Annotated in this window: 19 protein-coding genes; 8 read left to right on the top strand and 11 right to left on the bottom strand. The window is 62.1% G+C overall.

Annotated features, from left to right (window positions below; genetic code table 11):
* Complete coding sequence (locus CRO23_RS11700; protein WP_097102012.1) at positions 1 to 1,143, bottom strand: efflux RND transporter periplasmic adaptor subunit; 1,143 nt, start codon at positions 1,141 to 1,143, stop codon at positions 1 to 3.
* 120 nt (positions 1,144 to 1,263) lie between these two features.
* Entirely contained in the window at positions 1,264 to 2,778 is a 1,515-nt protein-coding gene (locus CRO23_RS11695) for an MDR family MFS transporter (protein WP_060445131.1), read from the bottom strand.
* Between the two features lie 82 nt (positions 2,779 to 2,860).
* Between CRO23_RS11695 and CRO23_RS11690 the strand changes: the two genes are divergently transcribed.
* Positions 2,861 to 3,529 (top strand): TetR/AcrR family transcriptional regulator, encoded by a 669-nt coding sequence (locus tag CRO23_RS11690; protein ID WP_228009708.1) that lies wholly within the window; start codon positions 2,861 to 2,863, stop codon positions 3,527 to 3,529.
* Here CRO23_RS11690 and CRO23_RS11685 read toward each other — a convergent pair.
* Both CRO23_RS11685 and CRO23_RS11680 read right to left on the bottom strand, forming a co-directional pair.
* Positions 3,526 to 4,221, bottom strand: a complete 696-nt coding sequence (locus CRO23_RS11685; protein WP_048797238.1) for a class I SAM-dependent methyltransferase — start codon at positions 4,219 to 4,221, stop codon at positions 3,526 to 3,528. The genes CRO23_RS11690 and CRO23_RS11685 overlap by 4 nt on opposite strands.
* Before the next feature lie 76 nt (positions 4,222 to 4,297).
* Complete coding sequence (locus tag CRO23_RS11680; protein ID WP_049299284.1) at positions 4,298 to 5,437, bottom strand: agmatine deiminase family protein; 1,140 nt, start codon at positions 5,435 to 5,437, stop codon at positions 4,298 to 4,300.
* A gap of 143 nt (positions 5,438 to 5,580) precedes the next feature.
* On the opposite strand from CRO23_RS11680, the gene CRO23_RS11675 reads away from it, so the two are divergent.
* The 3 genes from CRO23_RS11675 (at position 5,581) to CRO23_RS11665 (ending at position 10,779) form a co-directional block, all read left to right on the top strand.
* Positions 5,581 to 6,444 carry a LysR substrate-binding domain-containing protein gene (locus CRO23_RS11675; protein WP_016927672.1) on the top strand — a complete coding sequence of 288 codons (864 nt, stop codon included), beginning with the start codon at positions 5,581 to 5,583 and terminating at the stop codon, positions 6,442 to 6,444.
* Positions 6,445 to 6,605: 161 nt separating this feature from the next.
* Positions 6,606 to 8,279: a gamma-glutamyltransferase gene (gene ggt / locus CRO23_RS11670; protein WP_079452117.1), complete on the top strand. Its 1,674-nt coding sequence runs from the start codon at positions 6,606 to 6,608 to the stop codon at positions 8,277 to 8,279.
* A gap of 202 nt (positions 8,280 to 8,481) precedes the next feature.
* Positions 8,482 to 10,779, top strand: a complete 2,298-nt coding sequence (locus CRO23_RS11665) for an FdhF/YdeP family oxidoreductase (protein ID WP_097102010.1) — start codon at positions 8,482 to 8,484, stop codon at positions 10,777 to 10,779.
* A gap of 67 nt (positions 10,780 to 10,846) precedes the next feature.
* Here the strand turns inward: CRO23_RS11665 and CRO23_RS11660 are convergent, their stop codons facing one another.
* Entirely contained in the window at positions 10,847 to 12,772 is a 1,926-nt protein-coding gene (locus CRO23_RS11660) for a DUF3857 domain-containing protein (protein WP_097102008.1), read from the bottom strand.
* 122 nt (positions 12,773 to 12,894) lie between these two features.
* Positions 12,895 to 13,464 (bottom strand): helix-turn-helix domain-containing protein, encoded by a 570-nt coding sequence (locus CRO23_RS11655; protein WP_016927668.1) that lies wholly within the window; start codon positions 13,462 to 13,464, stop codon positions 12,895 to 12,897.
* A gap of 129 nt (positions 13,465 to 13,593) precedes the next feature.
* On the opposite strand from CRO23_RS11655, the gene CRO23_RS11650 reads away from it, so the two are divergent.
* Positions 13,594 to 14,490, top strand: a complete 897-nt coding sequence (locus CRO23_RS11650; protein WP_097102006.1) for a DMT family transporter — start codon at positions 13,594 to 13,596, stop codon at positions 14,488 to 14,490.
* Positions 14,491 to 14,700: 210 nt separating this feature from the next.
* On the opposite strand, the gene CRO23_RS11645 is transcribed toward CRO23_RS11650, so the two are convergent.
* From CRO23_RS11645 to tetR, 5 genes are all read right to left on the bottom strand, one after another.
* A complete protein-coding gene (locus CRO23_RS11645; protein ID WP_097102004.1) occupies positions 14,701 to 15,306 on the bottom strand; it encodes a nitroreductase family protein in 606 nt (201 codons plus the stop codon).
* Positions 15,307 to 15,375: 69 nt separating this feature from the next.
* On the bottom strand, positions 15,376 to 16,674 hold the full coding sequence (locus tag CRO23_RS11640; RefSeq protein ID WP_097102002.1) for a c-type cytochrome: 1,299 nt from the start codon (positions 16,672 to 16,674) through the stop codon (positions 15,376 to 15,378).
* Between the two features lie 28 nt (positions 16,675 to 16,702).
* Positions 16,703 to 18,961, bottom strand: a complete 2,259-nt coding sequence (locus tag CRO23_RS11635) for a xanthine dehydrogenase family protein molybdopterin-binding subunit (protein ID WP_097102000.1) — start codon at positions 18,959 to 18,961, stop codon at positions 16,703 to 16,705.
* The gene (locus tag CRO23_RS11630; RefSeq protein ID WP_097101998.1) at positions 18,958 to 19,434 is read right to left on the bottom strand and encodes a (2Fe-2S)-binding protein; all 477 of its coding nucleotides are present in this window, start codon (positions 19,432 to 19,434) and stop codon (positions 18,958 to 18,960) included. Before CRO23_RS11630 ends, CRO23_RS11635 begins: the two co-directional genes overlap by 4 nt.
* Before the next feature lie 175 nt (positions 19,435 to 19,609).
* Positions 19,610 to 20,251 carry a tetracycline resistance transcriptional repressor TetR gene (gene tetR, locus CRO23_RS11625; RefSeq protein WP_097101997.1) on the bottom strand — a complete coding sequence of 214 codons (642 nt, stop codon included), beginning with the start codon at positions 20,249 to 20,251 and terminating at the stop codon, positions 19,610 to 19,612.
* Positions 20,252 to 20,315: 64 nt separating this feature from the next.
* On the opposite strand from tetR, the gene tet(41) reads away from it, so the two are divergent.
* From tet(41) to CRO23_RS11610, 3 genes are all read left to right on the top strand, one after another.
* Complete coding sequence (tet(41), locus tag CRO23_RS11620; RefSeq protein WP_097101995.1) at positions 20,316 to 21,494, top strand: tetracycline efflux MFS transporter Tet(41); 1,179 nt, start codon at positions 20,316 to 20,318, stop codon at positions 21,492 to 21,494.
* A 196-nt stretch (positions 21,495 to 21,690) separates the two neighbouring features.
* The gene (locus CRO23_RS11615) at positions 21,691 to 22,647 is read left to right on the top strand and encodes a sulfonate ABC transporter substrate-binding protein (protein ID WP_097101993.1); all 957 of its coding nucleotides are present in this window, start codon (positions 21,691 to 21,693) and stop codon (positions 22,645 to 22,647) included.
* 259 nt (positions 22,648 to 22,906) lie between these two features.
* Complete coding sequence (locus tag CRO23_RS11610; RefSeq protein WP_016927659.1) at positions 22,907 to 23,641, top strand: MurR/RpiR family transcriptional regulator; 735 nt, start codon at positions 22,907 to 22,909, stop codon at positions 23,639 to 23,641.
* Positions 23,642 to 23,746 lie beyond the last annotated feature (105 nt).

Here is a 23,746-nt window from a genome sequence, read left to right as displayed (position 1 = left end):
TCACTGCTCCCCGCGTTGGGCTTTGTCGAGCGAGACGGCGACCGGCTTCACCGCCGCGCCGATCGTCACCTTGCTGGTGCCTTCGACGATCAGGCGATCGCCCTCGTTCAGCCCGCTGCCGATCAGCCAGTTGCTGCCCACCACCCGTTCGGCGGTGACGGTGCGCTGCGCCACTTTATTTTGCTCGTCCACCACCAACGCGGTGGCTTCCCCTTTGGCATTGCGGGTGATGCCCTGCTGCGGCGCCAGAATGGCTTTAGAATCGACGCCGTTATCCACCGTGGCGTGGACATACATGCCGGGCAACAGTTCATGTTCGGGGTTGGGGAACACCGCGCGCAGCGTGACCGAACCGGTGGCCTCATCCACCGCCACCTCGGTCAACTCCAGCTTGCCGGCGTGGGCATAAGACGTGCCGTCTTCCAGCTTGATGGCGACCGGCGTGACCGCGCCGCGCTGTAACGCCGCCTGCTGGCGTCGCAACTTAAGCATCTGGGCGCTGGACTGGGTCAGATCGACATAGATCGGATCCAACGCGCGGATGGTGGCCAACGCATCGCTCTGGCTGGCGGTGACCAGCGCGCCCGGCGTCACGGATGAGATGCCGATACGCCCGGCGATAGGCGCACGCACCTGGGTATAACCGAGATTGATGCGCGCCGTCTCCAGCGCCGCCTGATACTGCGCCACCGACGCCACGGCCTGCAGATACGCGGCTTTGGCGTCGTCTGCGTCCTGTTTGGAAACGCCGTTTTCTTTCACCAGCGCCGCATAGCGCTGCGATTTGAGCCGGGTGGATTGCACCGTGGCCTGGGCGTTTTTCAACTGGGCGGCGGCCTGATCGTAGCTGGCCTGATAGCTGGCGGGATCAATTTGATACAATACCTGCCCGGCTTTCACCTCGGCCCCTTCGGTAAACAGCCGCTGCTTGATGATGCCATCGACCTGCGGTCGCACGTCGGAGGTCATGGTGGCGTTGACCCGGCCGGTCAGCTCGCTGCTCAGGGTCACCGACTGGCCGCGCAGCGTGACCACGCCGACCTCCCGTTCACCGCCTGCGCCCGTCGGCGCGCCGGCGTTTTGCCCATCGCAGGCGGCCAGCGACAGCGACAGCCCCAGCGCTAAAAGCGTTTTCCTCTGCATTGCAATACGATCCTATTGAGAATAACTATTCTCAATATATCGAATGCCGCGATGCGCTTCTGAAAGGGTTGCGTAAGGATTCGGTAAAAGTCCGTCGGGCTGAGCCGGCCGGTATCGCGATTATTTGTGCCGCAGCGGCACGTCTTTCAAGAGCCAGGTCAGCGCAAAAGCCAGCGCCATCACCCCGGCGGCAATTTGATACACCGAATGGATCGCCCCGCCGAAAGCCTGCAGGTAATCCTGCTGCAGCGCCGTCGGCAAATGGTGCACCGCTTCTGCGCCGAGCGAGCGCGGCAGCTGCGCGCCTTCCGGCAACAGCGCCGCCAAACGGGTGTGCAACACCTGCGTGAAAATCGCCCCGAACACCGCCACGCCTATCGAACCGCCGATAGAGCGGAACAGCGTGGCGCTGGACGTCGCGACCCCGATATGTCGGGGCTCCACGCTGTTTTGCGCCGCCAAAATCATCACTTGCATCACCATGCCCAGCCCCAATCCCAGCAGGCAAAGATACAGATACAGTTGCTGCACCGGCGTGTTATTGGTCAGAGTGCCGAGCAGCGTCATGGCCCCCAGCGCGCACAGGGTACCGACGATCGGGAACAGGCGATATTTACCGCGTTTGCTGATGATCCGCCCGCTGATGATCGAGCTGGCCATAATGCCGCCCATCAACGGCAGCAGCTGCATCCCGGCCTGCGATGGCGTCGAGCCTTTCACCACCTGCAGATACAGCGGCAGGAAAGTCACGGAGCCGAACAGCGACATGCCGACGATAAAGCCGATCAGGCCGCACAGCACGAAGGTGCGGTTGCGAAACAGCCCGAGGGGAATGATCGGTTCAGCGGCCAGCCGTTCCTCATAGATAAAGCCGCCCAGCGACACCAGGCCAAAGGCCAGAATGCACCACAGCTGGCCGTCCGACCAGGCCATTACCGTGCCCCCCTGGCTGGTGAACAGGATGATGCAGGTGAGCGCCATCGCCAGGTAACCGGCGCCCAGGACGTCGATTTCATGCCGCACTCGATTAACCTGCGACTGAAACACTGCGCCAATCACCAACAGGGCGAACAGGCCCAGCGGCAGATTGATGTAGAAAATCCAGCGCCAGGAAAAATGCTGCACCAACAGGCCGCCGATCAGCGGCCCCACCACCGTGGCCAGGCCGAATACCCCGCCGAACAGCCCCTGATAACGGCCGCGTTCCGCCGGCGGGATCACGTCGCCGACCACCGCCAGGGTGACCACCAACAGCCCGCCGCCGCCCAACCCTTGCAGCGCGCGCATCATAATCAGCTGCGTCATATTTTGCGCCAGCCCACACAGTACCGACCCAAGCAAAAACAGCAAAATAGCGATTTGCAGCACAATCTTGCGGCCGAAAAGATCGCCGAATTTGCCGTACAGCGGCACCACGATAGTGGAAGACAGCAGATAGGCCGTCACCACCCAGGACAGTTTCTCAAGCCCACCAAACTCGCCGACGATGGTCGGCAGCGCGGTGGAGACAATGGTTTGATCCAGCGCCGCCAGCAGCATCACCAGCAGCAACGCGGAAAACAGCAACGGGAGCGAAGGCGCCTTGGCTGGCGCCCCGCCGTGATCGGGCCGGATTGTCGGGTTTTCTATCTCCATCGGAGTCAGTTCACTTGTAATTAATTAATCACATAATTAATATATGAGTCATCCTTTTCTCCGGTCAATGGATCTCACCGCGATGACAGCACGAAACGTTCAAACTCCCGCCAAGCCTCGCCGCCCCGGCCGGCCGAGCGGCGGTGCCAAAGGGGCTGACAAACGCGAGCATTTGCTTGATACCGCACTGAACCTGTTTGCCCGCCAGGGGATCGTAGACACCTCGTTGAACGCCATTGCGCGCGAGGCAAACGTCACCCCGGCCATGCTGCACTACTACTTTCATAACCGCGATCAGCTGCTGGACGTGCTGATCGAGGAGCGCTTTCTGCCAGTGCGCAAGATGGCCGGCGAAGTATTCGACGCCAACGCGGACGATCCCGTCACCGCCTTCACCCTGCTGGCGCAACGTTTTATCGACATCGCGTTGGAACACCCCTGGTTCGCCCCGCTGTGGCTGCGGGAGGTTATGAGTGAAAGCGGCGTGCTGAAACAGCGCATGGATGAACGCTTCGGTAATGAACGCCATCAGATCGCGCTGCAAGCCATCGCGCGCTGGCAGGCGCAGGGTAAACTTAATCCCGATCTCGAGCCTGCCCTGCTGTTCTTCACCCTGTTCGGCATCACGCTGCTGCCGCTGGCCACCGCGCCCAAATGGCGGCGCGAACGGGATAAAGGCCAGCTAAACGCCGAAGATATCGCCCGCCACGCCGTCGCCCTGCTGCGCTACGGCATCGGCCCGGCGCGTTAACTCACTGGCTCTGGGGATTTAACCAGCCGAAACACCGTTTTGGTGTGCCAATAGTAGTCGATCGCCGCCGCGATATTCGGCATCCAACCGTCCGGCTCATAGGGTACGAAGCCGGAAAAACCCAGCCTGCGGGCAGAAACCTGGAACCCCGCGCCGGAGAAAATGCGCGCATAGTCGTCCAGCGAGCGATCCTGCACCACGGTATGCGTCTGTTCAGCTACCCTTGCGCGCCATTGCGGCCACAGCGGGTTGTCGGTGTGGCAACCGGTCACCGCATAGTAAACGCCGCCCGGCTTCAGCGCCCGCAGCATATCGGCGGCATGCTGCGCGATATCTTCGATCAGGTAGATGACTTCATGGCTGAAGGCGATATCGAAATGGTCATCCCAGCCCGTCAGCCGCGTGTCGGTTTGATAACCGATCGGCAGGTTTCCTTTCAGGCGGTTGGCGTGTTCGACGGACTGGCGGGCGATATCGACGCCGAGCCCTTCACGAAATGGCCGGATTTGGTGCAACAGACGCAGAAAACCGCCCTGATTGCAGCCGAAGTCCAGCACCCTGACGCCGGACAGTTCGTGTTCAGGCACCAGAGTTAGCAGATGCCGCCAGATAGGCGCATGGCCTTCCGCCATGGCCTGCTCTGCGTGCGGATCGCGATACCAGGTGGGGATGCTCAAGGGGGAGTCGTTCATTATGGCCTCCTTATGTTTCCACTCAGCCAACCACAGCCTAGGGCGACAAACAACCGCGTGCGCATTTTTTGAACACTCACTGCTCTGGCTTGCCATGCACCGGCAGTTGGCTGGTCACGCAGTGAATGCCGCCGCCACCGGCGGCGATGGCGTCGATCTCCAACTGTACCACCTTGCGCTGCGGATAGAGCGCCGACAGCAGCGTAAACGCCGCCTTATCCGCCTGCGGGTCGCCAAATTCAGGGGCGATCACCGCGCCGTTGATCACGAAATAGTTGATGTAGCCCGCCGCGAAATCGGGATTGCGGCGGCTGAATCGGCTGTCGCGCGGTGCCAGCGGCGGCGAAAGCGTATGCACCTGCAACGTGCGGCCATCGGCGTCGGTCGCTGTCTTGAGGATCGCCAGATGCGCCTGGGTAACCGCATGATCATAAGAGGCCGGATCGGTATCCAGGTTGGCCACCACCACGCCCGGCCGCACGAAACGGGCGTAAAAATCGACGTGGGCATCGGTGATATCCCGGCCTTTAATGCCCGGCAGCCAGATAATTTTGCGCAGGCCGAGCATCGCTTTCAGCTCCCGCTCAACCCGCTCCCGGCTCCAGCCCCGGTTGCGGTTCGCATTCACCCAGCAGCTCTCGGTCATGATGCCGGTGCCGTGCCCATCCACTTCGATGCCGCCGCCTTCGCCTACCAGCGCGCTGCGGCGCGGTTGAGCGACGCCGTATTTTTTGGCGGCGAACGCCGCCAGACGCGCATCCTTGGCATGTCGCTGTTTATTGCCCCAGCCGTTGAAGTTGAAATCCACCGCGCCCAGCGCACCGGCGTCGTTGACGACGAAATTGGCGCCGATGTCGCGCATCCAGATGTCATCCAACTCGGTGACGACATAGCTGACGTTATGGCTGCCGCAGGTCGCTTCCGCCAGTTGCCGTTCGTGCGCGCGGCAAAATACCGTCAGTGGCTGAAACTCGGCGATGGCGCGGGCGATGCGCCCCTGCGCGGCCTGCACGTCCGCCGTGAACCCACCCCAAATCGCACGCTGCGCGCCGAACGCGAGAAACGCCCGCTGCTGCGGTTCCCCTTCGTCGGGCAGGCGCCAGACCGGGTTAAGCGCAGCTTTCGCGTGACCGTGTAACGAAATGCCCAGCGATGCCGCCAAACCCACGCCGGCCACTGCCGAAAACTGCTTGATAAAGGTGCGACGCGTTGCCATAAATGGCCTCTTTAAATTAATTTAAATTCAAATGGTTATCCGGTTTTTTTACGCTCCGGCGCTTGAATCCCATGCTAGTCTTCCCCTGCCACCGCGACAAACGATATATTTAGTGGATATCTGATTAGACAGGCTTATCGATAATGTTAAAACACTGGCCTCCTTTGAGCGCCCTGCGCGGTTTCGAAGCGGCGGCGCGCCTGGGCAGTTTTCATCAGGCCGCCGAAGAATTGCACCTGACCCAATCGGCCATCAGCCAGCAGATCCGCAGCCTCGAAGCGTTTCTGGAACAGCCGCTGTTCTTCCGCACCGGCCGCAGCGTAACGCTGACCGACGCCGGCCACGATCTGTTCAGCACCGCACAGGTGATGCTGCAACAGCTGGCCGTCGGCATTCGCCGTTTGGATCAGTACCGCAAACCCAACCAGCTGATCGTCAACACCACCCCGGCCTTTGCCCGCCACTGGCTGACGCCGCGGCTGGGCGATTTCAACCGGCGACATCCGCAGATCGATCTGTGGCTGTTCACCAGCTTTGAACCGCCGGATATGGCGACGGACAGCATCGATCTGGCGATCCGCGACGATCTCAGTGCGCAGGCGGACTGCACCTTCAAGGTTCTCTGTACCGACCGGCTCTACCCCGCCTGCCACCCCAGCCTGCTGGCGTTGACGCCGGAGCAGCGCGTGACCTTGCACGGCGAACGTGAGATGGACTGGAGCCACTGGGCGGTGGCGGGCGGCGCGCACGTCGGCCAACGCGACAGCGGGCTGAACTTCTCCGATCCTGGTCTGCTGCTGGACGCCGCCTGCAATGGCCTCGGCATCGCGTTGGTCAGCCAACTGCTGGCGCAACATGCGCGCGACGTCGGGCTGCTGCAACCGTTAACCGAGCAACGCGTGCGCGGCGCCAACTGGGCGTGGCTGCTGCACCGCGACAGCGAACACAATCCGCTCGCCCGGCACTTCTGCCAATGGCTCCAGTCGGCGCTGTCCGCCGGCGCATAACGCGCCACGTCACGATTTGCTACTCTGGTCAGGCGGCCCCGCCTGACCGCTGCTACCTTCAATAAAGCGTCGCAACAACCCGAAGAAAACGCGCTAACCTGCTGTTTCAAAATAATTAGTTGAATTCACCTGATAACTGAACATCGCTAAAAGGATCTTCTATGTCTGCCGGTTTATTGAAAACGATAGCTCTGAGCGTGGCCCTTGCCTGCACCGTTCCCGCCGCCTTTGCCGCCGATCTGACCGCTGGCGCGGTCGCCGCCCCGGATCAGTATGGCGCCAAGGTCGCCGCACACATTCTGCAGGCCGGCGGCAACGCGGTCGACGCGGCGGTCGCCACCGCCTTTACCCTCGCGGTGACCTACCCTGAAGCCGGCAATATCGGCGGCGGCGGCTTTATGACGTTGTACGTCGACGGCAAACCCTATTTCCTCGACTACCGCGAAGTGGCGCCCAAGGCCGCCGGCAAGACCATGTATCTGAACGAGAAAGGCGAAGTGATCGAAAATCTCAGCCTGGTGGGCAGCCGCGCCGCCGGTGTGCCGGGCACCGTGCTGGGGTTGTGGGAAGCCCATAAGCGTTTCGGCAAGCTGCCGTGGGCCGAACTGCTGACGCCGGCGATAAGTTACGCCCGGCAAGGTTTCACCGTGGCGGACCAGCAGTATCAGTACCGTGAAGACGCCAACAAACTGTTCGCCGGTAAAACCAACTTCGGCGACTATTTCGGCGCCATGAAGCCCGGCACGGTGTTCAAACAGCCGGAGCTGGCCGCCACCCTTGAGCGCATCGCCAAATCGGGCGCCGACGATTTTTATCACGGCGAAACCGCCCGCCTGCTGGTGGCGCAAATGCAGCGCGACAACGGGCTGATCGGCGCGGCGGATTTGGCCGACTATCGGGTGAAATGGCGTGAACCGATGCGCATCAGCTGGCGCGGCAACACCGTGTATACCGCCCCGCTGCCCAGCTCCGGCGGCATTGCGTTGGCGCAGCTGCTGGGGATCAAAGAAGATCGCGCGGCCGACTTCAAGGGCGTGCCGCTCAACTCGGCGCGCTATATCCACCTGTTGGCGGAAATCGAAAAACGCGTGTTCGCCGATCGCGCCGACTACCTTGGCGACCCGGATTTCACTAACGTGCCCGAAGCGCAGCTGATCGCCCCTGATTACCTGCAAAAACGCGCCGCCGAGATCAATCCGCAGGCGATCTCGCCGACCGAACGGGTGCGGCCGGGGCTGGAAAGCCACCAAACCACCCACTTCTCGATCGTCGATGCGGCCGGCAACGCGGTCAGCAACACCTATACGCTCAACTGGGACTTCGGCAGCGGCGTGGTGGTCAAAGGCGCCGGCTTCCTGCTTAACGACGAGATGGACGACTTCAGCGCCAAACCCGGCGTCGCCAACGCCTTTGGCGTGGTGGGCAGCGACGCCAACGCCATCGAGCCGGGCAAACGCATGCTCTCCTCGATGAGCCCGACCATCATCACCCGCGACGGCGACGTCACCCTGGTGATCGGCACCCCGGGCGGTTCACGCATCTTCACCTCGATCTTCCAGGTGATCAACAACCTCTACGATTACCACCTGCCGCTGGCGCAGGCGGTGGCCGCCCAGCGCGTGCACCATCAGCTGTTGCCGAAGGATACCGTCTACTATGACAGCTTTGCGCCGCTGACCGGCAAACCGGCGGACGAGCTGAAGGCCATGGGTTACACCCTCGAAGACCAGGGCTGGAACATGGGGGATATTCAGGTCATCCGCATCGATGGCCGCACGCCGGAAACCGCGTCCGATCCGCGTGGCCGCGGCGTGGGCCTGGTGGTGAAAAAGTAACGCCCCGGCGGCCCGCCTTCGATTAGACGGGCCGCTACTTCCCCGCATTGACTGCCGCTGCACCCTTTCTTACTCATCTATACTGAAGCGACAGGCGCGCGTTTGACGACGGCGGTGTCTGCCTTCCTTCTTAGACGATAACGAAAATATTATCTTTAAATCAATCACCTGCATTTGTCGTAAGCGGTGTCGGAGGCAATCAATAATGGCGAAAAGACGAGCAGTACCCGGTGTCCATCCCTACGATGGGCCCGCCGGCGGTTGGGGCGCGCTGAAAGCGACGGCCATCGCCGTGCGCACGCAGATGGATACCTTAGAAGCGCCGGTGACACTGATGCGCACCAACCAGCCCGACGGGTTTGACTGCCCGGGATGCGCATGGCCGGATAAAGAGCATCGCTCCACCTTTCAGTTTTGCGAAAACGGCGCCAAAGCGGTGACCTGGGAAGCGACCAGCAAGCGCGTGACGCCCGAATTCCTGGCGCAAAATACCGTGACCTCACTGCTGCAAAAAACCGATTATCAGTTGGAAGACTATGGCCGCCTGACCTCGCCCCTGTTTTATGACGCCGGGACGGACACCCTGCGCCCGCTGGCCTGGGACGAGGCGTTCCAACGCATCGCCGCCGTCTTGCAGACGCTGCCGCCGGAACAGGTAGAATTTTATACCTCCGGCCGGGCGTCCAATGAGGCGGCCTACCTGTTCCAGCTGTTTGCGCGTGAATTTGGCAGCAATAACTTTCCCGACTGCTCCAACATGTGCCATGAGCCGACCAGCGTTGGCCTGCCGCAATCGATCGGCATCGGTAAAGGCACCGTCTCGCTGGACGACTTTGACAGCGCGGAGCTGGTTATCTCCATCGGGCACAATCCGGGCACCAACCACCCGCGCATGATGGGCACGCTGCATGAGCTGGCGCGCAAAAAAGTACCGATCATTGTCTTTAACCCGCTGCGCGAGCGGGCGCTCGAACGTTTCACCGATCCGCAAAACGTCATCGAAATGGCGACCTACAGTTCGACCCCGATCGCTTCAACCTACTATCAGGTCAAAGCCGGCGGTGACGCCGCGGCGCTCAAAGGCATCGCCAAAGCGTTGCTGCAGTTGGATGATGAGCATGGCAATGCGCTGGATCACGCCTTTATTGCCGAGCACACTGAAGGGTTTACGGCTTTCGCCGCCGACCTGAAGGCCACCGGTTGGGATGCGATTGAGGCGGAGAGCGGCCTGGCGCGCCGGGATCTGGAACAGGTCGCCGCCGCTTACGCGAAATCCAATGCCACCATCGTGACCTACGGTATGGGCATTACGCAACACAATAAAGGCACTGCCAACGTGCGCCTGATCGCTGACCTGCTGCTGCTGCGCGGCAACATCGGCAAACCGGGCGCCGGCATTTGCCCGCTGCGCGGCCACTCTAACGTGCAGGGCAATCGCACCGTCGGCATCACCGAAAAACCCTCGGCCGAATTTTTGGCGAAGTTGGAAACGGTGTTTGGCTTCACGCCGCCCAAGGCCCACGGTCACGATGCCGTGAAATGCATGCAGGCGATGATCGACGGCGCCTCGAAGGCGTTGATCTGCCTGGGCGGCAACTTCGCCGTAGCGCTGCCGGACCCCGATCAGAGCTTCCCGGCGATGAAAGCGCTGGAGTTAAGCGTGCATATCGGCACCAAACTCAACCGCAGCCATCTGTTGGTGGCGAAAGAAACCCTCATTCTGCCCTGCCTGGGCCGCACCGAACTGGACATGCAGGCCGGCGGGCGACAATCGGTGACGGTGGAGGATTCGATGTCGATGGTGCATGCCTCGTCTGGCAAATTAAAACCGGCGTCGGAACTGCTGCGTTCGGAACCCGCCATTGTTGCCGGCATGGCCAAAGCGGTGATGCCCGCCAGCAAGGTGCCCTGGGATGAACTGATCGAAGATTACGACGTGATCCGCGATCTGATCGAAAAAACCATTCCGGGCTTCGACGATTACAACGCGCGCATTCGCCAACCCGGCGGTTTCCGCATGCCATTGCCGCCGACCGAACGCCAGTGGCCGACGGCGACGGGCAAGGCGATGTTTTCGGTGTTCAGCGGGTTACACGAAGACCAGATTGCGGCGGAACAAAATACGCTGCGGCTGATCACCCTGCGCAGCCACGATCAGTACAACACCACCATTTATGCCCTGGATGACCGCTATCGCGGGGTTTTCGGCCGGCGCGACGTGCTGTTTATGAATGACAGCGATCTGCAACGTTTGGGGCTGGAGCATGGCGACGTGGTCGACCTGGAAACGGCGTTGCCCGGCAGCACCCAGCGCCTGGAAGGCATCACGGTGATCGCCTACAACATCTCAGCCGGCTCGGTCGGCGCCTACTACCCGGAAGCCAACGTGCTGGTGCCGCTGCATTACATCGATGAGGAGAGCGGCACGCCTTCGTACAAATCGGTGCCAATCCGCGTGAAGTTGAGATCCAAAGAGGTGCGCGCGGTTAAGATCGCTTAGTGGGAACGCTACGGCCCCCACTGGCATCTGAGTGGGGGCCATTTTTATCCGACTACGGGGCAGCGGCTTATTTGCCGTTGGCCAATTCGCCGTACACCACCTGGCCGCGGAAACCGCGCCGCACCTGCTGGAACAGCTCGCGGAACGCCGGGTAATCCTGCGCCTGGCACAGCGCTTCCTTGCCGCGAATGGCGTTCACCTGCAGGCGGTGATTGACGGTCACCTGCTGCCCGTCGCGCCGCCACGCCACGCGATAGTCGCCCGCCGCATTGCGGAACTGCCTGTCTTGCGGAATGGCGATAATCGGCACGTTGGCCGGCAGCTGCAGACGGTAGGTTTCGTCGTAGCGCTGCGCGCTGCAGTAGAACGGGGTTTCGTTGCCCGGCGCCGCCGTGGTGGTATACAGCGTGCGGAACGATTTGCCGCCGGGCGGGTTGGGCAACGTCATGCCGCCCACCACGCCGAAATCGACGTAGTCGTCCGCCTTGAAGCGGAAGCGGTAACCGAACTGCTTTTTGAGATCCAGCGGATCGCTGTTCATCGCCACCTCGCCGCTGCCGTCGATGCCGGAGGCGGACATGATCGTCGCTTCGGCCTGCGCCCGGTTCTGGCGGTTGATCTGCGAGAAGTAGCCCCGCAGGTCAATCTCTTCCACTTCGCTCAGCCGGCGCTCGGTTTGCCCATGCAGATTGCCCGCCTTGTCGAACACAAAATCGACGCTCAGCGCGCTGTTGACCGGCTGCTCGTCGCTGCCCGGCGTGCGCGCCAGTTTGGCGTCGCGCGTGAGCAGCACCGGCGCCCCCAGATCGCCCTCCGGCAGTTGGCCGAACCGCGCCCAGGGATTGGTGGAGTCCAGGTACAAATTGAACTCCGGCACGTAGGTGATGGCGTGATTAAAGCGGCCGAGCAGCGGCACGTTAGGCAGTATCGGGCCTTCATCCATGCCGATCAGCACCGGCGAGCTTTCAATGCCCTTGGCGGCGAGCAGCGCCTCCAGGATCACCACGTGATCCTTACAGTCGCCATAGTGATTATCGAGAATGCTCTGCGCCGAATTCGGCTCCAGCCCGCCGTTGCCCAGGTACACCGCCACGTAGCGAATGTTTTGCGCCACCCAGCGATAGAGCGCCTCCGCCTGCTCGCGCCGATCGCTGATGCCGGCGGTGATGTTGTCCGCCAGCGCCTGAATGCCCGGCGTCACCTTCGCCGCCGCGCCGGCCTTCAGCTGGTAGGCCTTGGCCAACTGCGGCCACTCGCGGTAGGTGCTGGCCATGATGGTCGGGCTGAAGGTCCAGCTGTCCGCCGCCCAGTTTTGCGCCTTCATCGGCGCGCTGCGCGAATAATGCCAGCGCCAGTGCGCTTGGCCGTTGCGGATCTGCGGTTGGTCCCCGCCCTCGACGCCGCGCGTGAAGATATGCATCGGCAGCTTGGCCGGCGCCAGCAGGGTCACTTCGGCGTCGTCGAACTGATCGAAAACGCTGAAGGTCTCCCACAGGCCGAAATAGTCAGGGAAATACGGGGTGTTCTGCGTGCGGCGCAGTTCGTACACCACGCGCGAGCCCGGCGCCAGGTTGGAGAACACGATGACGCGCACTTTGCGGTCGGCATACAGCGGCGCCGTGGCGCTGGAGTAGCTCTCCTGGGTGTAGATGCGATCGGGCGCCACATCGTGGCGCTGGCCGTCGGCGGTCAGCGTATAGGCGGCGACCACCTCCAGCGTTTCCATTTTCTCGCTGTAGCTCAGGCGGATCTGGCTGAATTTTTCGACCGCCGCCTTGGTTTTCAGCAGCACTTCGTAGCTTTCCGTCTTCACGTTGGTGGCGTTGGCGTTAACGCGATAATCCGCACGATAGCGCACGAAGCTGAAATCGTTGTTGGCCGTGTCGTTCTGGCCCTGATCCGCCGCGGCGGGCGGTGCAGCGGCCAACACGGTGGCCGGGTGCGTCGCCGTCAAACCGGCGAGTAACAGTATGGAAGGAATAGCGATTTTCATCTTCGGTCCTTGAAGGGCGTAAAGCAGCGACACCGGGCCATACGCCCGTCCCGGCGTCAAAACAGGCGGGCACACTAATATAATTGAGAATCATTTTCAATAAACGAACCATCAACGCCGCGCTAGCCCTGCTCGATCAACATGACGGCGGTGGTCTCCGGCTCCAGCGCTTCGAAAATATGCTCGCGATCGGCGGAGTAACTGATGTAATCCCCGGCGCTCAGCACCTGCGGCTGATCCGCCGGGCCAAGGCGCGCCCGTCCACTGCTGATGATCACGTGCTCGACGGTGCCCGGCGGATGCGGCCGCGAGCATTTCGTTTCACCGGGTTGCACCCGCAGCCGGTAAATGTCGCGCTGCGCGCCCGGCGGGCAGGTGGCCAGCAGCGTGGCGGCGTAGTTGCCCTGCTCCGACAGCGCCGGCGTTCCTTCATGGGCGCGGATCACTTGCACCGGCCTGCTCGGCTGTGAAATCAGCCGGCTGACCGGCACATCCAGCGCCATCGCCAACGCCCACAGCGTTTCCAGGCTGGGATTGCCGCTGCCGGCCTCGAGCTGCGACAGCGTGGATTTGGCGATGCCTGCGCGCTTCGCCAACTCGGTCACTGACAGATTCAATCGCTCCCGCTCGCGGCGGATTGCCGCCGACAAGAGGCCGATCGGCGTGATGTTCTGCATCAGGTTATCGCTCATTGTTCATTATACCGTTCAATTGTTCGACTTGACGAACACCGTCAACCATGTTCATCATAATGTCCGATTGTTCATTTTAATGACTAAGCGGCTTCATCACAAGCACGGCCAGGCAACGAGGAAAATGAAATGAAAACGAAAACGCGCGGCGCAGTGCAAATGATCCTCGCCATGACAATCTCCGGCACCGTCGGTTGGCCGGTACTCGTTTTAGGGCAGCCGCCCGCCACGGTGGTGTTTTGGCGCTGCGCGTTCGGCGCGCTGGCGATGCTGGCGACCTGCGCCGCGCTTGGGCAACTGAAATCAGACGCGCTCAACTGGCTGCAGCTGGCGTTCGCCGTCCTAGGGGGCCTCGCGCTGGTGCTCAACTGGACGTTATTGTTTGCTGCCTATCAGCATGCTTCGATCGCTGTCGCCACCGTGACCTACCACGTTCAGCCGTTTATGTTGGTGGCGCTGGGGGCGCTGCTGTTCGGCGAAAAACTGACGGCTAACCGGCTGGGCTGGCTTCTGCTAGCGTTCGCGGGGATGGTGTTGATCGTCACCGGCCGGCAGAGCGGTGGCGGCGAGGGCGACTATCTGCTCGGCGTGGCGCTGGCGCTCGGTGCGGCCCTGATGTACGCCCTGGCGGCGGCGATCGTCAAACAGCTGGCCGCGCTGCCGCCGCAGCTGCTCGTGTTGATTCAGCTGACCGTCGGCGCGCTGGCGATGGCGCCGTTCGCCGGTCTGGCCCGCCTTCCCGCAGAACCGTTCGACTGGCTGCTGCTGGCGACCCTCGGCCTGGTGCATACCGGGGTGATGTCCACGTTGCTCTATGGTGCGATCCAGAAAATCCCCACCGCTCTGGTCGGCGCGCTGTCGTTCATCTACCCGGCGGTGGCGATCGTGGTGGACTGGGCAGTGTTCGGGCACCGTCTCAGCCTGCTGCAGTTGCTGGGCACGCTGGCCATTCTCGGCGCGGCGGCGGGCATGAACTTCGGCTGGCGATGGGCGCCCGCCGCGCACCGGGCCGGTAAAATCAGTTAATCCCGCCCGATGGGCAAGCTATGCACAATAAGGCATTCGCCTTGTGTCCGGCGCGGTGCTATTTATTTAAACCGTGTAGGGTAGAAGGAGTTTTTCTATGTGGCATCACCGCCTGCAACGGCGCATCCGTTTCAGCTACTGGAACGAACTGTGCGTCACAAAAAAATAAGGGAAGGCGCAAGCCTTCCCTTTTGTCATTCACCGTTCAGCTCAGAAGCGATCGGTTTTCACCACCTCGTCGAACGGCAGTTTGCCGATGCGCGGATAAGGCTGCCCCGCCGCCTTGCCGATGGCGACCATCAGCGCGATCTGATAGTGAGCCGGTTTGTTGATAATCTCGCCCACCGCGTCGAAATCAAACCCGTCCATCGGGCAAGAGTCGTAACCCTGCGCCTTGGCCGCCAGCATCAACGTCTGGGCGAAGATGCCGCTGCTGCGCATCACCTCGTCGCGCTGCACCTGCGGCTTACCGCGATAATACTGATCGACGGCCGGGATCATGAACTGCTGTACCGGCTCCGCCGCCTCGGCCCAAACGGTTTTTACCTGTGACTCCCAGCTCGACAGATCGCCGCACAGCACGACCAGCATCGATGCGTCGGTCACCTGCGCCTGCCCCCACGCCGCTTCGCGAATTTTCTCGCGTTGTGTGCGATCTTCGATCAGCAGCGGACGCCAGTGCTGCAGGTTAAACGCGCTGGGTGCGCCCTGCAGCGCAATGTTCAACAGCGCTTTTTTCTCTTCGAGCGTCATCACGTGCTGCGTATCAAACTGCTTGGTAGCGCGGCGCTGACGGATTGCGTCTAACGTATTCATTTTACTGCCTCTGTCCATGTGAAAAGCGCTATTGTCGCCAACACGGCGCGGCTGTCCAGCCCCCGGCGGCTATTTCTGCGCGGTTTCGGCGCGCAAGCGGCCGACCTGCGCCGTCAAATCGGGCCACGGCGCCTGACCGGCGTAATGCTGCCGCAGGTAGTTGAGCAGGATGGCGATCTGCGCGTCATTCAGGTTATGGCGGAAGCTCGGCATATAGCCCAGCTCGGCGTTCGCCGGCCGCTGTATGCCATCGAGCACCACGCGAATGGCGTTGTCCGGCGCCTCGGCGAACAGGTTGGTGTTCAGCGCCAGTGACGGCCGCACTCCCGCCATCTGCGCGCCTTTTTCCTGCGCATGGCACGCCATGCAGGCGCCGGAAAACAGCCGCGCCCCTTCCGAACTCAGAGGCTCCACCTGCCGTTCCGCCTGAGCGTTTAACGTTGCCGCCGTAGCGCCCGCCGCCGTTTCAGGATGATAACTGCGCAAGTAGACGGCGATCGCCTGCAGATCGGCCTGCGGCAAGCGCGACAGGCCTTCTTCGATCACCGGCGCCATCGGGCCGGCGGCAACGCCGTGGTTGGCCGAGTAGCCGGTGCGCATAAACTCGACCAGATCCTGCTGTGACCAGGCGAGCGGCGCGGGCGAGCGGCCGGTCAACGCCGGCGCCGTCCATCCCTCCGCCACGCCGCCGTCCAGATGATCGCCACCGGTTTTTTCGCCGAACAGCACGTTGCGCGGCGAATGGCAGGCGCTGCAGTGCCCCAGCCCTTCGACCAGGTACGCGCCGCGGTTCCAGTCGGCGCTCTGGGCCGCCTCGTCCTGCATCGCGCCCGGCGTCAGGAACAGCAGGTTCCAGGCAAAGATGCCCTGGCGAATATTGAACGGAAAGTGCAAATCGGTGGCCGGTGGCCGGTATTTGACCGCCGGCTGTGACATCAGGTAGGCGTACAGCGCCTGCAGATCGTCGTCGCGGGTGCGGGTAAAGGCGGTATAGGGAAACGCCGGGTAGAGATAGCGGCCCTGGCGATCGACGCCGTGGCGCATGGCGCGCTCGAACGCCGCGTAACTCCAGCTGCCGATGCCGGTTTCCACGTCCGGCGTGATGTTGGTGGTGTAAATGGTGCCGAAGGGGATCTCCATCGCCAGCCCGCCGGTGTTGCGCTCACCGCCCGCACGGGTGTGGCACACGGCGCAGTCGCCGAGATCGGCCAGGGTTTTGCCGCGCGCGATCTGCGCCTCGCTGAAACTGTGGGTCTCATCGGCGGCGAGCGGCGCGATTTCCGGCTGCCAACTGGCGACCACGCCGGCGACCACAACGGCGATCACCGTGACGCCGCCCCACCCGACGATTTTTTTCATCTTACTCATCTTTGCTGTCCTTGTTCGTTACGGGGGGTTAATGGCCGGCCTGAGCGCGCAGCGCGGCGAGCACCCGCGCCGGTGTGAACGGCACCTCCCGCAGGCGCACGCCGAGGGCGTCAAACAGCGCGTTGCCGATCGCCGCCGCACTCGGCACCGAGGCGGACTCTCCGGCGCCCATCGGCGCTTCGTCCGGGCGGTCGATCAGCTGGATATCGATCTGCGGCAATTCGTCGAAGCGCAGGATCGGATAGCCGCCCCAGTCCAATGACGTCACCCCCGTCTCGTTGAAGGTCACAAACTCTTTCAGTACCCGGCTGGCGGATTGGATAATGTTGCCGTGCACCTGATGGCGCACCCCGGCCGGGTTGATCATCCGGCCGCAGTCATGCGCCACGAAAATTTTATCGAGCGTGATCTGCCCGGAAAGGCGGTTGACGCTGAGATCGCACACCCAGGCCGCCCAGGCGGCGCCAAAGCCGGGGAATTTGCTGTGGAAATAGCGCGCATAGGCGAAGCCGCGGCCGCTCGCCACTTCGGCGCCGGCGGCGCGCGACCGGTGCGCCGGGCCGTCTTGCCAGTTCGCCTGGCGCTTCAGAGCCTCGATCAAGGCCACCGCGCGCGGATCGTTCAGGTAACGCAGGCGAAACGCGATCGGGTCCTCGCCGGCGCGCCAGGCCAGCTCGTCGATCCAGGACTCATGGGCGAACACGTTGGGCAGCGCCGAAACGCCGCGCATCCACGACGCCCGCACGATCGGCGCGGCGTCCTGGCAAATCACCCGCATGTGCGGATACGCGTATTGCGGAATGGCGGTGCGATCGCCCATCTGTTGCACGTCGGCCCGGTTGGCCATCTTGCCGGTCAACACCAGCGGCAAGGTCACCGCATTGTTGGACGGATAGCTGGTTTTCAACTCGTAGGCCGCCACTCGGTTTTGCGCGTCGAGGCCGCCGCGCACCCGGATCAGCTGACCGGTGCCCTTCGGCTCCCAGCCGGATTCCTGTTCGCGCATCAGCTGCACCCGCACCGGGCGGCCGGTCGCCCGCGCCAACAGCGCCGCGTCCGCCGAGACGTCGTCGGCGCAGTTGCGGCCATAGCAGCCGGAGGCCTCCATGCGGGTGATGTGCACCTGCTCAGGCGGCAATTCCAGCAGCGTGGCGATGTCTTTGCGCAGATCGTGCGGGTTTTGCGTGCCGGACCACACCTGCGCCCGCCCGTCTTTAACCTCCGCCACCGCGCAGGAAGGGCCGATCGAGGCGTGCTGATGGTAGGGCCAGACATAATCAGCCCGCACTTCAGTATGCAGCGCCGCCAGCGCGGCATCCGTGCCCGCATCGTCGCGCAGCACGCGGTCGGTTTTCGGGTTGGCCTCCAGCGCGGCAGGCAGCGCTTCCGGCGACAGATCCGGCAAGCCGGCCCAGGGTTTCCATTCGGTTTTCAGCTGGCGCATGGCGGCGATCGCCTGCTCTTCGCGCTCGGCCACGATGCCGATGAAATCGTTGATCACCACCAGTTTCACGATGCCCGGCAGGTGCGCGATCGAACGTTCATCCACCGACAACAGGCCGCCGCCCAGCGGGGCGCTGCTGTCGGCGCCTACGTAAGGCGGGCGCACCACCCGGCCATGCAGCATGCCGGGCAAACGCAGATCGTGCACGTAGGTCAGTCCACCGCTCACTTTGGCCGGAATGTCGACTCGGGCAACGGCGCGGCCGACGTAGCGATTCTGCTGTTCACCGTTCAGCGGCACGTTTTTATCCAGCGCCACGTGCAGATTTTGCCCGCTCGCCAGCTGCGCATAGCTCAAGGCGCGCCCCGGATTCTTGGTCACAAACACCTGCCCCGCGGCCGCCGTCAGCTGGTCGGCCGGCAGTTCGAAGGCTTTGGCCGCCAGCGCCGTCAGCATATGTCGCACCTGCGCCGCCGCCTGGCGCAGCGGCACCGACGTGACCTGGATGGTGGCGCTGGCGATGGTCGGCCCCTGATCCGGCGTGCGTTGCGTATCGCCCAGGATCATCGTGACGTGCTCGAACGGCGCGCAAATTTCGTCGGCGACGATCTGCGCCAGCGCGGTGCGAATGCCGGTGCCGAGATCGACGTGGCCATTGAAGGCCGTCACCCGGCCGTCGGCGGTGAGGCTGATAAAGCTGTCTACCCTGTCCAGCGGCAGATCGGCAGGCGCTACAACCGCCTCGGCGGCGAAGGCGTTAAACGGCGCGGGCAGCAGACTGCTGACCATCACCACACCCCCGGCCTGCAACAACTGTCGGCGGGTCAGTTCGAGGCGGCTCATGCTTGCCTCCGCGCAGCCAGCAGATCGCGGGCGCGCTCGGCGGCGCGCAAGATCTCAAGGTGGGTGCCGCAGCGGCACAGGTTGTAGGCCAGCTCTTTCTTGATTGTCTGTTCATCTGCATCCGGCTCGCGTTCGAACAACGCGACCAGCGTCATGATCATGCCATTGGCGCAGTAACCGCACTGCGCCGCCTGCTCATCGATAAACCCCTGTTGAACCGGATGCAGCGCCGCCTCCGGCGTGCCCAGGCCTTCCAGCGTGGTGACGGACTTGCTTCCTATGGCGGCCAGCGGCATTGAGCAAGAACGCGCGGCGACGCCGTCGATCAGCACCGTGCAGGCGCCGCACTCCCCCAGGCCGCAGCCGTATTTGGGGCCATTCAAGTGCAGATCGTTGCGTAAAACGTACAGCAGCGGGGTCTCGGGCGCGAGATTGCCGAGTGGAACCACCCGGCCATTAACATTGATTTCCATGGTGAAACTATCCCTTAAACAAACGGATTTAATCCGTAACATCACTGTGGCGAATAATTGAGCAGCATGCTAATAATTATCATCAAAAGACTTGATGATGTTAAGGGAATGTAGCCGCCATGGCTTTAACGAAAAGTGGGTATTTTCTATAAATTTCCGATAGATAAGCCCGGTTTTATGATTGCTTGCCGTGATTATTGTCGATCATCAATTCGGCCTCGGCGCCGTCAACCAACAGCCGCACGCTGGCTTCGAACAGCGCGTCTGCCCCCTTATCCTGCAAAGTGTCCCAGCCTTCGCACAGCAGCGGGTAACGCCGGCGATCGGCGTCATTCAGCGCATCGTCCGGCTGCATTTGTTGCTCTTCCAGCACCCAGCCCACCACGAAGCGCCCGACGGCGAACAGCAGATTAACGGCGCGTTCCGGCGTCAAGCCCGCCCGGCACAGCAGCGCCACCTTGGCCTCGATAATGGCGAATTGCGGCTCCTGCGGCCGGGTGCCGGCGTGCAGACGCGCGCCGTCGCGGTAAGCCAGCAGAGCCCGACGGAAGTTGCCGGCATTGGTGACAACCCAATCCTGCCAGGGCATGTCGGCGGGCAGCTCTTCACGGTGATCCAGCATGATGGTTTCCGCCATCGCCTTCAGCAGCTCGGCCTTGTTCTTGAAATGCCAATAGAGCGTGGGAGATTGCACGCCCAAATGTTGCGCCAGGCGGCGGGTGCTCAGGGCATCGATGCCGATGTCGTTCAGCAACGCCAGCGCCCCGCGCAGGACGGTTTCTCGCGTTAAACGTGTCGCAGTATTTTTTTCGTTCATATCTCTATCACTGATAGGGTAACTGTGGAATACTCAATACTCTATCACTGTTAGAGTCACAATTTTGAAAAAACCCATGCTGGTTATTTTGTTGACGGTGTTGCTGGATGCGGTGGGCATCGGTCTGATCATGCCGATCCTGCCGGCGCTGTTGCGCTCACTGGGCGGTCTTGAGGCCGGCAGCCTGCACTACGGCGCCCTGCTGGCGGCCTATGCGTTGATGCAATTCCTGTTTTCACCGATCCTCGGCGCGTTGAGCGATCGCTTCGGCCGGCGGCCGGTGCTGTTGATTTCACTCGCCGGCGCAGCGGCCGACTACCTGCTGATGGCGTTCGCGCCGACGCTGGCCTGGCTCTATCTGGGCCGGTTGCTGGCGGGCATCACCGGCGCCAACATGGCGGTCGCCACCGCTTACGTTACCGATATTACTCCTGCCGGCCAGCGCGCGCGGCGTTTTGGCCTGGTGGGCGCGGTGTTCGGCGTCGGCTTTATCGTCGGCCCGCTGCTCGGTGGCTCGCTGGGCGAATGGCATCTGCATGCGCCCTTCCTGGCGGCGGCGGCGATGAATGCCCTCAACCTGATCATGGCGTTTTTCCTGCTGCCGGAATCGCGCAAACCCCGCGCCCGCGCCGCCGAGAAAATCCGCCTCAATCCCTTTTCGTCATTGCGACGGCTGCACGGCAAACCGGGCCTGCTGCCGCTGGCCGGCATTTACCTGATCATGGCGCTGGTTTCACAGGCGCCGGCCACGCTATGGATTTTATACGGTCAGGATCGTTTCGGCTGGAGCATGATGGTGGCGGGCCTGTCGCTGGCCGGTTACGGCGCCTGCCACGCGCTGTCGCAGGCCTTCGCCATCGGCCCGCTGGTCGCACGGCTTGGCGAACGCAAGGCGCTGCTGATCGGCCTGGCGGCCGACGCGCTGGGTCTGGTGCTGTTATCGATCGCCACGCGCGGCTGGGCGCCCTTTGCGCTGCTGCCGTTCTTCGCCGCGGGCGGCATGGCGCTGCCGGCGCTGCAGGCGTTGATGGCGCACAAGGTGGACGATGACCATCAGGGCGAGCTGCAAGGGACGCTGGCCAGCATGGGCAGCCTAATCGGCGTCGCGGGGCCGCTGGTGGCGACGGCGCTGTATGCCGCCACGCGCGATGTTTGGCCCGGCCTGGTCTGGGCGTTGGCCGCCGCCCTGTATCTGCTGGTGCCGCTGTTGCTGGGGCGTTCGCGCGAGCGTGACGCGGCATAGCGTCATGCCCCCCTCTCCCGCTTAAGCTCATTTATGGCTAAACAAGGCATTATTCAGCATAAGCGGGCGCTTTACACGCCACTGCGCCGCTCATTATCATCGCCCTTATCCCGCCGCAGGAAAATTTAAATGCCGTTTCATGGCGTTACGCCCAGCGCGTCATCGCTATCGTTCACTTGCCTATCGGAAAATCAGGATGAGAAAACTCACAACGCCGCTGATCGCCGCCCTGTTGCTCGGCCTGTTTAGCCTGCCGGCCGGCGCGCAGGAGAAACCGCAGCAAATCACCATCGGTTACCAGAAAGCCAACATTTTTGCGCTGCTGAAATACCGCGGCACGCTGGAAAAAGCCCTTGAGCCGCAGGGCGTCAAGGTTCGCTGGATAGAATTCCCCGCCGGCCCGCAGATGCTGGAAGGGTTGAACATCGGCAGCATCGATCTGGCGGCGACCGGCGACGCCCCGCCGGCCTTCGCGCAAGCCGCCAAGGCCGATCTGGTTTATTTGGCGCATTCGCCGCCCAGCCCGAAAACCGAAGCCATCGTGGTGCCGCAGGATTCGCCGATCCGCTCCGTGGCCGATCTGAAAGGCAAACGCGTGGCGTTGAACAAAGGATCTGACGTCAATTACCTGCTGGTGAGCGCGCTGGAACAGGCCGGCTTGAGCTACAAGGACATCACGCCGGTCTACCTGCCGCCGAGCGATGCCCGCGCCGCCTTCCAGCGCGGCAGCGTCGACGCCTGGGTGATTTGGGATCCCTACTACGCCGAGGTGGAAACCCGTGCCAACGCCCGCCTGCTGAAAGACGCGGAAGGCCTGGTGCCGCACTACACCTTCTATCTCGCCAGCCGCCGCTTTGCCGAAACGTACCCGGACAGCGCCAAACAGGTGATTCAACAGCTCGGCGCGCTGAGCGACTGGGCCAACGGGCATCCACAGGAGGCGGCGGCGATCCTCGCTCAGAGCACCGGCCTGGATCAGGCCATTTGGGCCAGAGCCATCGCTCGCATGCCGTTCGGCAGCCAGCGCATGTCGCCGGAGGTGTTCACGCAGCAACAACAGTTGGCGGATAAATTCACCGCCATCGGGCTGCTGCCGGTTAAGGTGGATGTCAACGCCGCCCGCTGGTCAGAAGATAAACCCGAGGCGCCATAGCTTTTGCCGCGCGTTGGCTTTAGAAAGCAGAAACCGGCATTTTGCCGCCGGCATCAGTTGGCCTATGCTAACTCTGTGTGATGAAACGCGTTTTCATGGCATGTCTTCCGGAACGTTTTTGCTTTAATTTGTTCGTCGTGAACCCTGGGCCGCCCCTGACTGGTGCGGCTTTTCTTTTTGTTCGGCAGTGCCGGCAGCGGCGAATTTTGCTATGGTAACCCGCAGATAAATGTCCCGTTTTCAGCCGCCGGATCGACTCATGTTTACCCATAAAGCAATCGCCGAGCTCAACGCCCTGGAGCTGATGGTTTATAACTACGTCAGCAAACACAAAAATCAAGTGATGTACATGACCATCCGCGAGCTGGCCGAGGCCGCCGGCGTGTCCACCACCACCGTGCTGCGATTTTGCAAAAAAATGGGTTGTGACGGTTATTCAGAATTTCGCATCCGTTTCAAACTGTATCTGGAGCAAACCGATGCGCCGCCGGTCGATTCCGGCATCGGCGAAATTCTCAGTTTTTTTAAAAGCGTCAGCAACGACGAATTTAATCAGTTACTCGATGAAGCGGCGCACCATATCGCCGCCGCCGAGCGGATTATTTTCGTCGGCATCAGCACCTCCGGCGCCTTGGGGAAATATGGCGCGCGTTTCTTTTCCAACGTCGGGAAATTCAGCACCCATATCGACGATCCTTATTATCCCGTCAACAGCGATATGTATAAAAACGCGGTGGCGATCATGTTGTCGGTCTCCGGCGAGACCGAAGAGATCCTGCGGCTGGCCAGCCAGTTCAGCCTGCACCACTGCAAGATCATCAGCATCACCAACAACGAAACTTCTTCACTGGCGCGGCTGGCGGACTTTAATCTCTCCTACCACGTGCCGCAGCATTTGATCGGCGGGCATCACAATATCACCACGCAGATCCCCGTGCTTTACATTATTGAAACCATCGGCAAACGGCTTGGGCATATTAATTCGGAAAAATAAAACAGGCTGTTTTTTTATTGTGACAAATCACTTTGTATGGCGATTTGTTATATCGTGACATTTCTTTCGGTCTTGTTACTCTATTGGCAATGCAAACGTTATTAT

It is taken from the genome of Serratia sp. JKS296 (genome assembly GCF_900215445.1).
Taxonomy (GTDB): domain Bacteria; phylum Pseudomonadota; class Gammaproteobacteria; order Enterobacterales; family Enterobacteriaceae; genus Serratia; species Serratia marcescens.
Note: the sequence above shows the minus strand (reverse complement) of the source record. Positions and strands in the feature narration are given on the sequence as shown.